Here is a 15,399-nt window from a genome sequence, read left to right as displayed (position 1 = left end):
CAATACATTTCATATCAACAACATGCAGGGGAGGGTATCTCTTTATGAAGATTAAATGGGCGATACTAGCATCGCTATTCACATTATTAGCGGTGCTAACAGGTTGTGAGCCATTGTTAGTTTTGGATCCAAAAGGGCCACAGGCGCAAACACAAGCCAATGTCATTTGGATATCAATAGCAATTATGGCTGTGATCGTAATTGTAGTATTTGCAATGCTAGTATATATACTATTTAAATATCGTGCATCTAAACAACCAGATTCATATGAACCACCGTATATTAAAGGAAATATTATTGTTGAATCACTAATAGTAGGGATTCCAGTACTAATTGTAATTGTTTTATCCATTATCTCCGTCCAGAGTAACTACAAAGTGGAAGCAACTCCAGAAGGATACGAGAATGATGAACCTTTAGTTGTATATGCATCTTCATCCGATTGGAAATGGCATTTTAGTTATCCTGAACAGGACATTGAAACAGTAAATTATCTATATGTACCAACAGATAGACCGCTTGAATTTAGACTCTATTCATATGGGCCGATAACTAGTTTTTGGATACCACAACTTGGTGGTCAAAAATATGCTATGTCTGATATGATTACTACCCTTCATTTAGGTGCAGATGTACCAGGTGAATATATGGGTAGAAATGCAAACTTTAGTGGTGAAGGATTCGCTGAGAATACATTTAGTGTAGAAGCAATGCCTCAAAAAGAATTTGATGAATGGGTTGATGAAGTTAAACAAACTGCAGACCCACTTACTGAAGATAAATTTGATGAATTGCTGGAGCCAGGGCACCTGGGTCAATTAACATTTACTGGAACTCACCTAGAATTTATGCCTCCGCCAGAAGGTCATCATGGTGGACATAATCATGGTTCTACCTCGGAAGATGATCATAGTGAACATGAAGGTGATTCTAGTGTAGAGCAGGATGAACATGAACAACACAATTCGGATTCCGGTCATGCAGATGAGACAAATGAGCACACAGAAGATCATCATTAAGATTTAGTACATCGGGTTATCCGGAAAGGAGTAAGAAAAATGGACTTTTTTGAACGTTTTATGATCCCACATCCAAGTCCTGCGATATATGCTGCTATGGTTGCTATTGTCCTCACTTCAATAGCAATCGTAGTTGGTCTTACCTATTTTAAAAAATGGGGGTATCTATGGCGGGAATGGATTACAACCGTTGACCATAAAAAAATTGGAATTATGTATTTAATATCCGCCTTGCTAATGCTATTTAGAGGTGGGGTAGATGCATTAATGATGCGAGCACAGACAGCTGTTCCAGAGAACGCACTGCTGGACGCGCAGCATTATAATGAAATATTCACCACACATGGCATCGTTATGATTATCTTTATGGCAATGGCATTTATCATTGCATTAATGAACTTTGTTATACCGTTACAGATTGGTGCAAGGGATGTTGCTTTTCCTCGATTAAATGCAGTTAGTTTTTGGCTGTACTTTATGGGTGCAATGTTATTTAACCTTTCCTTTGTCATTGGTGGATCACCAAGCTCAGGTTGGACGTCTTATTTTCCACTTGCTGGAGATGAGCTAAGTCCGTCTGTCGGGACAAATTATTACATGCTAGCTCTGCAAATATCCGGGCTTGGTACGTTAATAACAGGTATTAACTTTATTGTGACGATCCTTAAAATGCGTGCACCTGGTATGACGCTTATGAAAATGCCGATGTTTACATGGTCAGGGTTAATTACAAACGTCATTATTGTATTTGCCTTCCCAGTTCTTACCGTTGCATTAGCGATGGGAACTATGGATCGTTTGTTTGCAACGAATTTCTTTACAACGACAGATGGCGGAATGGATATGCTCTGGGCTAACCTGTTTTGGGTTTGGGGACATCCAGAGGTTTATATTTTGATTCTGCCAGCTTTCGGTATTTATAGTGAGGTAATCTCTACTTTCTCTCGAAGGAATTTATATGGTTACAATTCCATGGTCGCTTCCATGGTCATTATTTCCTTACTTTCCTTTGTCGTATGGGTACACCATTTCTTTACAATGGGTCAAGGAGCAATGGTTAATAGTATCTTCTCCATTACTACTATGGCTATTGCGATCCCGACTGGAATTAAGATCTTTAACTGGTTGTTAACCATGTGGAAAGGAAAAATTCAGTTTACTGTACCTATGTTGTATTCGTTAGGGTTTATTCCGATCTTTACCATAGGTGGTGTGACCGGTGTAATGCTTGGAATGTCAGCTGCTGATTATCAATATCATAATACGATGTTTTTAGTAGCACACTTCCACTTAGTAATTATACCTGGTGTTGTCTTTGCGATGATTGCTGGTCTTACGTACTGGTGGCCGAAGATGTTTGGGTTTATGTTAAATGAACGAATTGGTAGATGGGCGTTTGGTTTTATTGCTGGCGGAACTTGCCTTGCCTTCTTCCCAATGTTTATTTCTGGATTAGATGGGCAAGCTCGTCGTATGTACACGTACTCTGAATCTACTGGCTTCGGATTTTGGAATATGCTCTCATTCATTGGAGCTTTAGGTCTTGCAGTTGGGTTTATCCTCATTGTATACAATATTTACTATAGTACACGTTATGCATCAAGAGATATTGGCGATGATCCATGGAATGCACGTTCATTAGAATGGGCAACACATAATCCAGTACCTGAGTACAACTTTGCCATTACACCACAAGTAAATTCTAGTCAGGCATTCTGGGATTCCAAGAAAAATGGTCATACATTATTTAAAGGTGGATATAAAGAAATTCATATGCCTAATAATAGTGGTGTACCATTTGTTATGAGTGTGTTTTTCTTCATCTTTGGATTTGCCTTTGTATTTAGCATGTGGATTACAGCGGTAGTTTCATTGATTGGTATATTTGCATGTATGCTTCATCGCTCATTTGAGAAAGATCATGGGCATCATATTTCCGTTGCGGAAATTGAAAGAACTGAATCGGAATTGCGGGGTGCTAGAAATGAATAAGGATAACACGCAACCGCTTGAATATAGTACAGAGCAAGGACGTATGAATATATTAGGTTTCTGGATATTTATTGGAGCAGAAATCATGTTGTTTGGAACACTATTTGCTTCCTATTTTACGTTGGAAGGTCGTACAGGAGCTGGACCAACAGGTGCCGAGATATTTGAAATCTCCCCAGTTCTTGCAGAAACGCTTCTATTATTAACTAGTAGTTTTACAATTGGTTTAGGTGTTCATGCTATGCGTCTCGGTAGACAGAAAGCAATGATGACATTTTTCATCATTACATTAGTACTTGGTGCTGCTTTCTTGAGCTTTGAAGTGTATGAGTTTATTCATTATGTCCATGAAGGTGCTGGTATACAGACTAGTGCATTCACATCTATTTTATTAACGACATTAGGTACACACGGCGCGCACGTAACATTTGGGTTGTTTTGGGGAATTATGATAATGATTCAAGTGATTAAACGAGGACTGACTCCAGAAACAGCTAATAAATCATTTATTTTCTCTCTTTACTGGCATTTCCTAGACGTTGTTTGGATTTTTATATTCAGCTTCGTTTATTTGAAAGGAATGATGTAAATGAAAGAATTATTCCCGATTAAGCATGTGATGGGCTTTGTTTTCTCGTTGATTTTGACTAGCGTCGCGCTGTTAGTATATATCTTGGATATGTCATTTGCTCTTGGGTTGACGATCCTGCTTATTACCGCATTTGCCCAAGCAGCATTGCAATTAGTCGTATTTATGCACGCTGGTGAATCTGAAGATAAAGGTGCGATTTATACAAGTGTGTACTACGGTATTATCATTGCTGTACTTACGGTATTTGGTACGCTATTGGCAATGATTTGGGGTTATGTATAAGAATAACGGCTATTGATACCTGAGCATATTAGGGTAGATCAGGTGCCTAAAAAATCAGTTATAACTATAAAAGGAGTGTCATGATAGACACTCCTTTTATTTATGGTAGGATTTACTAATCTCGATCTTCTTTGTTCGTTTCTTTATTACTTCTTCTGTTGCTACGAAGAATATACCCATTAGAAAGATAAACACTGCCCCCATGATTGTGCCAATGCCAATGCCGGTAACCACACTGTATCCGCTTACGAAAAATCCATATGCAAATAGTGCAATTCCAATGAATAATACAGTTGCCCCTACGTACTTAACGGCATTTAGCATTTTTTCATTTATTTCCATCTCGCTCATCCTCCTTATACTTATATTATTCACCTTGTTCACAAAGTTGTCAAATACTTTATGAAAAATTGTTAAAAAGTATAATTGACAAAACAGGTATTGTTTCCATACACTATAGTCAAACAATCAAATGATTATTTGAATGAGGTGTTCTTAATGGTTACGGAAAAACGTGTAAATTCCACTAATGATACATGTGAAACGTTTTGTTTTGATGAGGATAAGGTAAATCGAATGCAGCCAAAAATAAATAAAGTAGAAGGCGTGGAGCAGATTTTTAAAGCACTTGCTGATGCAACACGTTTAAAAATTGCGTATGCACTTACACTAGAAAAAGAATTATGTGTTTGTGATGTTGCTCATATCATAGGCTGTACTAAGGCAACAGCCTCTCATCATTTAAGGCTATTACGGAATATGGGATTAGCAAAATATCGGAAAGAAGGAAAGTTGGTTTTTTATTCGTTGGAGGATGAACATATTCATCAATTAGTAACAATTGCTATTGTGCATGCAAAAGAAGGTGTTGGAAGTGGAGAATAAACAGGTCTATCGTTTAGAAGGCTTATCCTGCACGAATTGTGCCGCAAAGTTCGAAAAGAATATTCGTGCTATTGATAGTGTAGATGATGTGCAGCTTAATTTTGGTGCATCCAAAATTACGGTACAAGGAGCAGCTTCTATTGCGCAATTAGAAAAAGCAGGGGCGTTCGATGGGATTAAATTATACCCAGAGCGACAACGAACGAAACCCAAACGGCCGTTCTGGAAAAAACGTGACAATATAGCCTCTATGCTTTCTCTGCTTTTTACAATTATCGGATATACACTGTTCTTCCAGCTAGGAGAAAACAACCCTTTAACTGTTGGAATGTTCGCTGTAGCGATTTTAACCGGTGGTTATCATTTATTCATAATTGGATTTAAAAATCTTGTCAAGCTGCAATTTGATATGAAGACATTAATGACAGTCGCTATTATTGGTGCAGCCATAATTGGGGAGTGGGCAGAAGGTGCCGTTGTTGTCTTTCTTTTCGCTTTAAGTGAAGCGCTAGAAGGATATTCAATGGATAAAGCAAGGAAATCCATTCAATCACTAATGGATATTGCTCCTAACCGTGCTACTATTAAACGTGGAGGCTCCTTGATTGAAATAGATGTTGAGGATGTGCAGATTGGTGATATTATGGTTATTAAACCAGGACAAAAGATTGCTATGGATGGGGAAGTAGTATCGGGAGAATCATCCATTAATCAAGCTGCTATAACGGGTGAATCGATACCCGTATATAAATCAGTTGGAGAGGAAGTATTCGCAGGTACGTTAAATGAAGAAGGGTCGCTGGAAATTCGCGTAACAAAATTTGCAGAAGATACAACAATTGCCAAGATTATTCATTTGGTGGAGGAGGCACAAGCAGAGCGTGCTCCGTCCCAACAGTTTGTTGACCGATTTGCGAGGTATTACACTCCAGTAATTCTTATTATTGCATTGCTAATTGCTATTGTACCTCCATTATTATTTGGAGGGGTATGGTCAGAATGGATATACAGTGGTTTAGCAGTCCTTGTTGTAGGTTGTCCATGTGCATTAGTTATATCAACACCAGTAGCAATTGTAACAGCAATCGGTAATGCAGCCCGTAAAGGTGTTTTAATAAAAGGCGGTATTCATCTAGAAGAGGCCGGTAAACTCCAAGTAATTGCTTTTGATAAGACTGGTACACTTACAGAAGGGAAACCTGTCGTAACAGAAGTAGTATCAATTGGAGCCATGACTGATGGTGATGTGCTTGCATTTGCAGCGGCGATTGAATCATATTCGCAGCATCCGCTTGCTTCAGCGATTATACGTAAGGCGAAGGAAGAAAGGGTAGAAACATGGGATGCAACTGATTTTCGATCGTTTACTGGAAAAGGGGCAAGAGCAGTAGTCCAAGGTAAGCAATATATAATAGGTAGTCCAGCTTTATTTAAAGATATGATAAAGCTACCAGTAGTTGAGACAGAACAAAAAATCCAACAACTCCAATCAGAAGGAAAAACAGTTATGCTACTTGGAACACCAGCGAGGATTGAAGGATTAATCGCTGTTGCCGACCAAATACGAAAAGACAGTCCTTCCATCATTGAAAGACTTGTTCAATTAGGCAAGTGTACGGTAATGCTAACAGGTGATAATCAAGCTACCGGAAAAGCTATTGCTCAACAAATTGGTATAACAGAGACAAAAGCAGAACTTATGCCTCAAGATAAACTAGTAGCGATTAAGCAGGTTCGTGAGCAATATGGAAGTGTTGCAATGGTAGGTGATGGTGTTAATGACGCTCCCGCATTAGCAGCAGCTAATATCGGTATTGCTATGGGCGGGGCAGGAACAGATACAGCATTGGAAACAGCAGATATTGCGTTGATGTCGGATGATTTAGATAAGCTTCCCTATACAATGGCGTTAAGCAAAAAAACGTTGAAGATAATTAAACAAAATATAATCTTCGCTTTCGTTTTAAAATTAGTTGCATTGCTTTTAGTTATTCCAGGCTGGTTGACTCTGTGGATTGCGATATTTGCGGATATGGGAGCGACGCTTATTGTTGTGTTAAATTCATTACGGTTAATGAATGCAAAATAATAAATCCATCTATATGATTTCTTGAGTTGTTCAAGTTTAAATGATCGGTAATTTTTATTGCGATGACATTCAAAAATTCTATTGACAACACCTTATAATCGGCGTAGATTATAACATATCTATTATGATTTATATTAGGTGGAAAATTAATATATCCTAATGCCTTTTATTCGCTGAATCCTTTGAGCGGGGGAACCATTTTTGATAGGATAAATTCCTGTCTTGGGGTGAATCTTACTAGTTAAGAAGGGATACTCTCAGTCCCTAATCCGACAGCTAACCTCGTAAGCGTTTTGTTAAATCTGGGGAGAAAGGTCCAAGGGTCATCCTTTAGACCATTCTGTTTGTAATGGTCTTTTTTTCGTTGATAACGTATTGTATGTTCAAACAGCGATGATAAATAGAATCTATGTTGTATATGCTTTGTGCTTCTTCAGCACTTATGAAGTAACAAACTGATTTAATCAAGCTTTGAACATCCTTTTGAGGTGACAGCGAATGGGTTTTACATAAAGGATATAGAGAAAGAAGGATGAATGTTGAAAAGGAAACAATTTGCAGTCATTGGTCTAGGGAGATTTGGCAGCAACGTATGCAAAGAATTATATCAATTAGGACATGAGGTATTAGCTATTGATGCAAATGAGTCTATTGTCGATTCGCTTAAGGAATTTTCTTCTCATGCTGCAGTGGCTAACGCAACAGATGAAAGAATGTTAAAATCACTTGGTCTTCGAAATTTTGATTTTGCGATTGTAGCCATAGGCGAGCATATTCAACCAAGCATTTTATGTACATTGTTATTGAAGGAAATGGGTATTAAGCAGGTGTGGGTTAAAGCGCAAAATATACAACATTTTAAAGTATTAGAAAAGATTGGAGCAGACCGTATTATACAGCCTGAAAAAGAGATGGCCATGCGGATTGCTCACCAACTTGATTCTGAAAAAATAATTGATTATATTGAACTGTCGAAGGAATATAGTATTGTGGAATTAGTAGCTACTAAAAAAATTAGTAATAATACACTTGTACAGCTTGATGTCAGGAAAAAATATGGCTGCACAATTTTAGCAGTAAAGCGAAGAGATGAAGTAAATATATCACCACTACCAAACGATTTCATATATCAAGATGATATATTGGTTGTAATGGGACATAAGAATGATATTAAACGATTTGAAAATAGAGGTATGTAGAAGATGAGGAAAATCATTTCGTTACATCCGCTGCGAGGTAGTATTATTCATTTAAGTCCACCGCAAATTCTGGCGTTGGGATTCTTGGTATTTATCATCATTGGCACGGTACTTTTAAAAACGCCAATAGCAACTGAAGTTCCGATATCCTGGTTAGATGCCTTGTTTACTGCTACATCAGCTATTACTGTGACAGGTTTAGTCGTTGTGGATACCGGAAATGCTTTTACCATTTTTGGAGAGCTGGTTATTATGACGCTCATGCAAATTGGTGGCTTAGGATTAATGACATTTTCTGTTTTAATATTAATGATGCTTCGAAAAAAAGTCGGACTTCATCAACGAAAGCTAACACAGGAATCATTAAGCTTAAATGAAACATCGCTAGGAGGACTACTTCGATTAGTGAAGCTATTATTTATATTTTCTATCTCTATTGAGGCTATCGCCTTTCTCTTGCTAACGATTCGTTGGGTTCCAGAATTCGGCTGGGAGCAAGGTTTACATCAAAGCCTTTTTCATAGCATATCCGCCTTTAATAATGCAGGTTTTTCTTTATGGTCTGATAGTCTTTCTTCATTTGTGGGGGACCCTATGATTAATGTTGTTATAACAGGACTATTTATCACAGGAGGACTTGGATTTACGGTGCTAGTGGATATATGGGATAAGAAGGGTTTTCAGAAATTATCCTTACATTCGAAGCTAATGATTGTTGGAACATTGATCATCAATATCGTAGCATTATTTACTTTATTTGTGTTAGAGTATTCCAACCCAGCTACAATTGGTAATCTACCGTTAATGGATAAGCTATGGGGATCTTATTTTCAAGCAGTTACTCCAAGAACGGCAGGTTTTAATTCACTGGATATTGCTGAAATGACTGTACCATCTATTTTAGTGTTAATGATGCTCATGTTTATTGGAGCTGGTAGTGGTTCAACAGGCAGTGGTATTAAGGTAACCACCTTTATCGTAATGATTTTAGCAACGTTGTCCTACTTAAGAGGAAAGAATGAGACAACGGCTTTTGATCGAACCATTAAGCCACATGTTATTTTACGTGCTTTATCGATAATGATTATTAGTATATTAGTAATCTTTGTCGCTGTTTTTATATTAAGCATTACGGAGAAAGCACCGTTCCTAGTAATTGTATTTGAAGTCATTTCCGCTTTTGGTACGGTAGGTTTGTCGATGGGGTTGACAGGTGATTTAACATCATTTGGAAAATGTGTCATTATCATAATGATGTTTATTGGTCGAATCGGACCATTAACGCTGGCATTTGTATTCGCTAGACAAAGAAAGAAATCATCCATTCGTTACCCAGCAGAAGATGTGTTTACCGGCTAAGCTTATTATGAGAGTTAGAAAATCCTTTTAGCTATTTAGTAACCAAGGTTTTTCTTGAATTGAAGAGAACGCTACTCACTTTTTGTGAAAGGAAAATGAAAGGACAGGAATTTGTAAGTCATTCATTTTCTTAACGTGAAGTATTTACAAAGCCTCTATAATTCAGTAAGATAATAGAAATATTTTATATAAAGGCAATGATGAGAAGAGTAGATGGATAAGAGCTTATACAGAGACCTTTCGCTTAGCTGAAAACGAAGGAGTATCGAGTCCATTGAAACAAGGCTCCGAGCTGCGCATGGGAATTTCCTATTTTTTTATTATAGGAAAGGATCGTGTGACGGGATCTCCCGTTATAGGGATAGGGTATAAGCATGCTATGTTGTTTAGCTGCCGTACTTGATAAGATTTCTGTGGCGACACAGGAATAAAATGGGGTGGCACCGCGATTTTGGATTCCAAATCTCGCCCCCAAGATGACTGTCTTGGGAGGTGAGATTTTTTATTTACATCAGAGTTTAGTTACAGTGCCTGTATTTTAGAAGTTCTTTAAAGTTTTAAGCTAGCGGAGGCACTGCCACTTTTTTTGTTTTAAATAAAACTGGGGGGATTCAAAATGGTGGTTGCGTTGCGTGAATGGAGGAATCCTTTATTACTATTGTTAGGTATAGGTATATCGAATCTTGGTGGCTGGATATATTTAATTGCACTTAATTTAATTGTGCTTGAATGGACAGGTTCACCATTGGCCGTTTCAATTCTATATATGCTAAAACCGATTGCTTCTATTTTTTCAAGTTTTTGGGCGGGTAGTTATATTGATCGTCTGAACAAACGGAAGCTAATGATTAATTTAGATATATGTAGAGGGATATTGATTTTAATACTTCCCTTTATATCCAAGCTCTGGATTATGTATGGAATCGTTTTTGTCATTAATATTGCAGATTCTATTTTCGGTCATACATCAATGGTTTACTTTACGAAGTTAATTCCTAAAAAGAATCGACAACGCTTTAATGCATTAAGAAATTTTACCTCGTCTTGTGGATTTTTACTTGGACCGTCGATAGCTGGATTGCTATTTCTGCTGGGTTCACCTTTTTTAGCTATTCATTTAAATGGTGTTTTTCTTCTACTATCAGCAGTAATCTTATTAATATTACCTAATGTTGATGCGAAAAATAACCCAGAGGTAGCTAGTGTATCATGGCAAATGATTAAATCAGATTGGAAAACAGTTGTGACTTTTAGTAAGACATCGATGTACATTGTTACTGTTTATTTGCTGTTTAGTGGGGTTACTGTTTTGATGACTGCTATTGACTCATTAGAAGCTGCTTTGGCGACAGATGCGTTGTCTTTTAGTGAGAGTGAATATGGTTTACTTGTAAGTATAGCTGGTGTCGGATTTATTATTGGTTCAATCGTGAATAGTGTAATAGCGAACTGGGTGAAAAATTATTATTTAATAGGTTTAGGAGTTTTGGTCACTGCCATCGGTTATCTTATCTTTGCTTTTTCAACTAATTATGGTATGGCTGCTATAGGTTTTTTCGTCATCATGTTTGCACTATCTTTTGCTAACACAGGTTTCATGACCTTTTATCAAAATAATGTACCAGTTGATTTAATGGGTAGATTTAGTAGTATATTTAGTATAGTAGAAGCTTTTTTTATTATTTTTTTGACAGGAGCTTTTGGTTTGATAGCAGAGTTAATTGCAATTCGACCAGTGATGATAACTGGATCTATCGTTTTATTAGTACTTGGGTTAATAATTTGCTCTGTTGTTTTAAAATCCTCAAAAAGACAATTTTATAAGCTAGATAAGGATGCAATTAGTTAGTTTAAAGAAATGAAATTTTAGAATCTCCACATAAATTCCATATGAATTACACAACAGTTCCATATGTTCCTTTTACTATAGAAGAAAGAATTGGTTGATAAATAAGGAGTATGGTAATGGAGAAACAAATGAAGTTCGTTTTTGATACAACAGATTATTATCGATTTATCCGGTTATTAAGAGAAATTACGCCATATCAGCTTAAAGTCGATAAAGCAAACGGTAATGAAGAAGTCTTGAATATCTCGGAAAGAATCATCTATTATCGGTTAAAGAAGGAACTGGATGATTATTATCAACAATTGGATAAGGCTTGGTTTAACTAATAACAATATAACAAATAAGATTCAGCTGTTTATCTGCTGAATCTTATTTTACATATGGTAATTTTATTTAATAGGTACGTGATTCTTTAGTTGGCGGGAGAAAGCTCATCCTCAGTTACCCATTTATGGTTTTTAACTTCTTCACCACTTGTGTTAGATATATAATCAACCATGTATACAGTTGTATCTTTAGCTGAATCGATGGTGGCAGTAGCTCCATCCATTCCTTTCATATGAGAAGCTTCTACTTTTACTTCTGATCCAGATTCCAGCCGCTTAGCTCCAGGGTTCATTAGCTCCTCATGTATCACCCATTTATGGTTCTCTACTTTTTTTCCGCCATTAGTCGGGGTATAGGTGATGGTATATACAGTAGTATCATATGCACCAGAAATGGTTGCTTCAGCACCTTTCATTCCTTCCATATGATCTGTTTCAATTATTGCTTTGCTGCCAACCTCATATGTTGGGTTTTTTGCTGTTTGTAAGCCTTTTGGTACGTATTCAGAGCTAGAATGTTCCATTTGATCGTGATCACTTAATCCGGATTCCGTTTCTGGATCCGCGTTTTCAGTAGGACTATCGTTATTTTCCTGTGTACTTCCACATGCTGATAGTGTCATTGCTACAATAAATATACCAATTGCCAATCCCCATTTCCGCTTGTTCATGAGACTACCCCCTTCTTGTTAGTGATATGTCTCTATTAATTTACCCAGTAAATTTGCAGATTTTTTGCAGTTTATATGACATATTATATACAAAAAATGTAAAATATTAGCTGCATAGCTCGTCTGCACAGAAAATCAATAATTTTTTAATACACTGAATAGAAGTGTTTAATATATGGGGGAGGTAATATAATGAAAAAATTTATAGATTATAATAAGTATACAGAGACTGTATTACAGATACAGCTATTACCGATTTTGAAAGGCGGTTAATATGGTTAATAAGCTTTCTCTAAAAATAGGTATGCTTTTCTTTTTCGTTATTTTAATAATAGAAGGCTTGCTCTATTTTATTCTCTACATGAATTTAGCCAGTGAGCGTATTGAAGAAATAATCAATAATTTACTTGCACGAGGTAATACACATAGTGAAGTGTTAGAGGACAACTTTGAGGCAACAACGCTTGAACACGTTGGGTTAATGGAATCTGCATCTGAGTTTGTCGTTATCATTACTGATGAAGCAGGAAAGATTCTAGTTCATTCAGATCCAGTTCAGTCGGAAATGACAGAGGTTATTGAGCGTACGAACTATGATTCCATACCTTCAGAAGGTGTTGTCATTGAAGACAGATGGAAGGATAGACAGTTTATTGCTACGGATAGTCCCATCACGATAAATAAAGAGCATCGCGGGCATGTTTTTATGTTCGCTCATACCAATCAAGTCAAGCGGGTCTTAGATCATTTAAGTAATCAATTTTTATTTATTGGTATCATTACGGTGGTTTTAACGATTATTACCATTTTTATTCTTTCTCGATTTATTACACTGCCATTGATGAAAATAAAGCGTGCTACAGAACAGCTAAGTGAAGGGAATCATTTTATTGGATTACATACAGAAAGAAGGGATGAACTGGGTGAATTAGCACAGGCGATCACAAGCTTATCCAATGATTTAGACCGGTTGAAGAATGAAAGAAATGAATTCCTAGCAAGCATCTCTCATGAATTACGGACACCACTAACGTATATGAAAGGGTATGCGGATATAGTTTATAGTCAGGCGTTAACAGATGCAGATTTAAAAGAATATATTAGTATTATTCGTGAAGAGACGGAAAACCTATCTATTTTAATCAAACATTTATTTGAATTAGCGAAAATGGATCAACATTCTTTTCCTATAAGGCGTGAGAAAGTCTTTTTAAAGCAGCTTGTAACATCTATTGTCGACTTCATAACACCTGTGCTAGAGAAAAAAGATGTCGCGCTGTTTGTACGTTGTCCCAATCATATTTCATGCTACATAGATCCAAATCGCTTTCAGCAAGTTCTATTAAATATTTTAGATAATGCCAACAAGTATTCGGTAAAAGGTGGGGAAATTAAACTAGAAGTAAAGGACAGTGATAGGTATATTGAGATTATCGTTCGTGATCAAGGTGAAGGCATACCGAAAACGGATTTGCCTTATGTGTTTGATCGCTTATATCGTGTTGAAAAATCCCGTTCTCGAAAAAATGGTGGTAGTGGATTAGGTCTTGCCATTGCCAAAGAAATTGTTGAGGCTCATGATGGTATCATCCAAATATACAGTGAACAAGACGTTGGAACAAAGGTAATCATTAAAGTACCAAAGGGTGAGGTTATTGAAGAATGTACTTTTAATAGATGATGAACAAAGGATGTTGGATTTATTAGCGTTGTACTTGAAGCCACACAAATATATCTGTACAAAGGCGCAAGATGCTACAAAGGCACTAGAGCATTTAGAAAAAGAAAATTTTGATATTATTCTGTTGGACATCATGATGCCTGAGGTAGATGGTTGGGAGCTTTGCCAATCTATCAGAAAATTTTCTGATATACCGATTATCATGATAACTGCACGAGATCAGCAAGAGGATATTGTTAGAGGGCTTCGTTTAGGAGCTGATGATTATGTAACAAAGCCCTTTAATGCACAGGAGTTATTAGCTAGAATAGAAGCGTTATTACGTCGTACAGTACCAAAAAATGTAATAGAGGTTGATGGTCTACGCTGGGAAGAGGAACGGTTTGAATTAAGCTATGGTAATCAGGTGATTAAGCTGACGCCCAAAGAATTTTTTATGATTGGTCACTTAATGAAACACCCTAATAAGGTATTTACACGGGAGCAATTTATTGAATTAATTTGGGGTTATCATTCCGATACGGAAGGAAGGACCGTTGATTCTCATGTGCGCAATATGCGTGAAAAAATAAGACAGGCTGGGTTTTCCATAGATGACTATTTGCAGACTGTTTGGGGGGTAGGTTATAAATGGGTGGTTCAAGATTAAGTAGATGTAAATAGGAGTTGGACTAAGCATATAACTTTGAAGTGATAAATGAGCGAAGTAGGAGACTGAGACAAAAGAATTAATTATCGTCCGTTTTTTGATTAGAATCATTCATTTAGCACCTGATATAAGCACGTGTCCGAAGATCCACTTGGTAACGTGTTTTTCTTTACCAAGTTAGCTGAGGCCGTGCCGCGGAAAGCGCGTATATTTTCACGGTGCAGCGATAATACTCCTATTGATTAATTCGTATTTTGAGTAAAGAAGTTGTGTTTTGTCCCAGCCTCTTGTCTTTAAATTAGCATTCTTCTTTAAGCTGATTTACAAGCATCCGCACATGCAAAGCATGCATCTGCACATCTCTGACAATGATCGTGTGCATGCTTTTTGCATTCGTTTCCACAGGCTTCGCAAATTTCTGCACAGACAGAGGTTAACGCAGCAGAAAATGGTGTCCCTCTGCAGATTGCTTGCTCCAGATAGCTGCAAATATCTGCGCATTCTCGATCTAAACGTATACAGTTGGTCATCATTTTGATATCTTCCTCCTGCAAGCAGGCGTCATAGCAATGATTGCATGCTGTCATGCATTCATGTAATGCGCGAATAAGCTCCTGATGCTGTTCATGCCCCATTATTTTTACCTCCTAAAGATGAAATTAGAGAATGGATCGCAGTAAATTCTCTAGCTAAGTTCATCATGTTATTTCATCACTAACACTTACGTTGCCCAACTTCTTATATAATAAACAAATTCCTTTCAAGGATTTGTTATTTTGATAAACTGTAGAAAAGGAAATGGATGA

The 15,399-nt window shown here is 37.0% G+C and carries 15 protein-coding genes and 1 riboswitch; of the genes, 12 read left to right on the top strand and 3 right to left on the bottom strand.

The genetic code is table 11. The features are described 5' to 3' along the window. Nucleotides 1-44: 44 nt before the first annotated feature. From qoxA to qoxD, 4 genes are read left to right on the top strand one after another with little or no spacing between them, the layout of a single operon-like run. The gene (gene qoxA, locus JUJ52_RS06230) at nucleotides 45-1,019 is read left to right on the top strand and encodes a cytochrome aa3 quinol oxidase subunit II (RefSeq protein ID WP_034678523.1); all 975 of its coding nucleotides are present in this window, start codon (nucleotides 45-47) and stop codon (nucleotides 1,017-1,019) included. Between the two features lie 39 nt (nucleotides 1,020-1,058). Next, complete coding sequence (gene qoxB, locus JUJ52_RS06225; protein ID WP_026680063.1) at nucleotides 1,059-3,011, top strand: cytochrome aa3 quinol oxidase subunit I; 1,953 nt, start codon at nucleotides 1,059-1,061, stop codon at nucleotides 3,009-3,011. Next, on the top strand, nucleotides 3,004-3,600 hold the full coding sequence (gene qoxC, locus JUJ52_RS06220) for a cytochrome aa3 quinol oxidase subunit III (protein WP_026680064.1): 597 nt from the start codon (nucleotides 3,004-3,006) through the stop codon (nucleotides 3,598-3,600). The genes qoxB and qoxC overlap by 8 nt, the downstream gene beginning before the upstream one ends. After that, nucleotides 3,601-3,885, top strand: coding sequence for a cytochrome aa3 quinol oxidase subunit IV (gene qoxD, locus JUJ52_RS06215; protein ID WP_026680065.1), 285 nt, complete (start codon nucleotides 3,601-3,603; stop codon nucleotides 3,883-3,885). Between the two features lie 96 nt (nucleotides 3,886-3,981). Here the strand turns inward: qoxD and JUJ52_RS06210 are convergent, their stop codons facing one another. Further along, nucleotides 3,982-4,227 carry a hypothetical protein gene (locus JUJ52_RS06210; protein WP_026680066.1) on the bottom strand — a complete coding sequence of 82 codons (246 nt, stop codon included), beginning with the start codon at nucleotides 4,225-4,227 and terminating at the stop codon, nucleotides 3,982-3,984. Between the two features lie 156 nt (nucleotides 4,228-4,383). Here JUJ52_RS06210 and JUJ52_RS06205 point away from each other — a divergent pair, with 156 nt between their 5' ends. From JUJ52_RS06205 to JUJ52_RS06180, 6 genes are all read left to right on the top strand, one after another. Continuing rightward, nucleotides 4,384-4,770, top strand: a complete 387-nt coding sequence (locus tag JUJ52_RS06205) for an ArsR/SmtB family transcription factor (RefSeq protein WP_026680067.1) — start codon at nucleotides 4,384-4,386, stop codon at nucleotides 4,768-4,770. Further along, a complete protein-coding gene (locus tag JUJ52_RS06200) occupies nucleotides 4,739-6,859 on the top strand; it encodes a heavy metal translocating P-type ATPase (RefSeq protein ID WP_034678530.1) in 2,121 nt (706 codons plus the stop codon). Before JUJ52_RS06205 ends, JUJ52_RS06200 begins: the two co-directional genes overlap by 32 nt. Before the next feature lie 161 nt (nucleotides 6,860-7,020). Then, a riboswitch (cyclic di-AMP (ydaO/yuaA leader) is annotated at nucleotides 7,021-7,165 on the top strand. 233 nt (nucleotides 7,166-7,398) lie between these two features. Next, a complete protein-coding gene (locus JUJ52_RS06195; protein WP_374488139.1) occupies nucleotides 7,399-8,058 on the top strand; it encodes a potassium channel family protein in 660 nt (219 codons plus the stop codon). 3 nt (nucleotides 8,059-8,061) lie between these two features. Then, entirely contained in the window at nucleotides 8,062-9,417 is a 1,356-nt protein-coding gene (locus JUJ52_RS06190) for a TrkH family potassium uptake protein (RefSeq protein ID WP_205389458.1), read from the top strand. A 616-nt stretch (nucleotides 9,418-10,033) separates the two neighbouring features. Next, nucleotides 10,034-11,266, top strand: a complete 1,233-nt coding sequence (locus JUJ52_RS06185; protein WP_205389459.1) for an MFS transporter — start codon at nucleotides 10,034-10,036, stop codon at nucleotides 11,264-11,266. A 116-nt stretch (nucleotides 11,267-11,382) separates the two neighbouring features. Beyond that, nucleotides 11,383-11,592, top strand: coding sequence for a hypothetical protein (locus JUJ52_RS06180; protein ID WP_026680072.1), 210 nt, complete (start codon nucleotides 11,383-11,385; stop codon nucleotides 11,590-11,592). 86 nt (nucleotides 11,593-11,678) lie between these two features. Here JUJ52_RS06180 and JUJ52_RS06175 read toward each other — a convergent pair whose 3' ends face one another. Then, on the bottom strand, nucleotides 11,679-12,263 hold the full coding sequence (locus JUJ52_RS06175) for a YdhK family protein (RefSeq protein ID WP_205389460.1): 585 nt from the start codon (nucleotides 12,261-12,263) through the stop codon (nucleotides 11,679-11,681). Between the two features lie 274 nt (nucleotides 12,264-12,537). On the opposite strand from JUJ52_RS06175, the gene JUJ52_RS06170 reads away from it, so the two are divergent. Then, on the top strand, nucleotides 12,538-13,944 hold the full coding sequence (locus JUJ52_RS06170) for a sensor histidine kinase (RefSeq protein WP_205389461.1): 1,407 nt from the start codon (nucleotides 12,538-12,540) through the stop codon (nucleotides 13,942-13,944). Further along, a complete protein-coding gene (locus JUJ52_RS06165) occupies nucleotides 13,919-14,593 on the top strand; it encodes a response regulator transcription factor (RefSeq protein WP_026680075.1) in 675 nt (224 codons plus the stop codon). The genes JUJ52_RS06170 and JUJ52_RS06165 overlap by 26 nt, the downstream gene beginning before the upstream one ends. Before the next feature lie 311 nt (nucleotides 14,594-14,904). Here the strand turns inward: JUJ52_RS06165 and JUJ52_RS06160 are convergent, their stop codons facing one another. After that, the gene (locus JUJ52_RS06160) at nucleotides 14,905-15,228 is read right to left on the bottom strand and encodes a four-helix bundle copper-binding protein (protein WP_026680076.1); all 324 of its coding nucleotides are present in this window, start codon (nucleotides 15,226-15,228) and stop codon (nucleotides 14,905-14,907) included. Nucleotides 15,229-15,399 lie beyond the last annotated feature (171 nt).

It is taken from the genome of Virgibacillus sp. AGTR (assembly GCF_016919725.2).
Taxonomy (GTDB): domain Bacteria; phylum Bacillota; class Bacilli; order Bacillales; family Amphibacillaceae; genus Virgibacillus; species Virgibacillus salarius.
This window is presented reverse-complemented; position numbering and strand designations above follow the sequence as displayed.

Excerpts from the sequence above, each read along its gene's own strand:
- qoxA (WP_034678523.1), top strand. The coding sequence starts at position 45 with ATGAAGATTAAATGGGCGATACTAGCATCGCTATTCACATTATTAGCG.
- qoxB (WP_026680063.1), top strand. The coding sequence starts at position 1,059 with ATGGACTTTTTTGAACGTTTTATGATCCCACATCCAAGTCCTGCGATA.
- qoxC (WP_026680064.1), top strand. The coding sequence starts at position 3,004 with ATGAATAAGGATAACACGCAACCGCTTGAATATAGTACAGAGCAAGGA.
- qoxD (WP_026680065.1), top strand. The coding sequence starts at position 3,601 with ATGAAAGAATTATTCCCGATTAAGCATGTGATGGGCTTTGTTTTCTCG.
- JUJ52_RS06210 (WP_026680066.1), bottom strand. The coding sequence starts at position 4,227 with ATGGAAATAAATGAAAAAATGCTAAATGCCGTTAAGTACGTAGGGGCA.
- JUJ52_RS06205 (WP_026680067.1), top strand. The coding sequence starts at position 4,384 with ATGGTTACGGAAAAACGTGTAAATTCCACTAATGATACATGTGAAACG.
- JUJ52_RS06200 (WP_034678530.1), top strand. The coding sequence starts at position 4,739 with ATGCAAAAGAAGGTGTTGGAAGTGGAGAATAAACAGGTCTATCGTTTA.
- JUJ52_RS06190 (WP_205389458.1), top strand. The coding sequence starts at position 8,062 with ATGAGGAAAATCATTTCGTTACATCCGCTGCGAGGTAGTATTATTCAT.
- JUJ52_RS06185 (WP_205389459.1), top strand. The coding sequence starts at position 10,034 with ATGGTGGTTGCGTTGCGTGAATGGAGGAATCCTTTATTACTATTGTTA.
- JUJ52_RS06180 (WP_026680072.1), top strand. The coding sequence starts at position 11,383 with ATGGAGAAACAAATGAAGTTCGTTTTTGATACAACAGATTATTATCGA.
- JUJ52_RS06175 (WP_205389460.1), bottom strand. The coding sequence starts at position 12,263 with ATGAACAAGCGGAAATGGGGATTGGCAATTGGTATATTTATTGTAGCA.
- JUJ52_RS06170 (WP_205389461.1), top strand. The coding sequence starts at position 12,538 with ATGGTTAATAAGCTTTCTCTAAAAATAGGTATGCTTTTCTTTTTCGTT.
- JUJ52_RS06160 (WP_026680076.1), bottom strand. The coding sequence starts at position 15,228 with ATGGGGCATGAACAGCATCAGGAGCTTATTCGCGCATTACATGAATGC.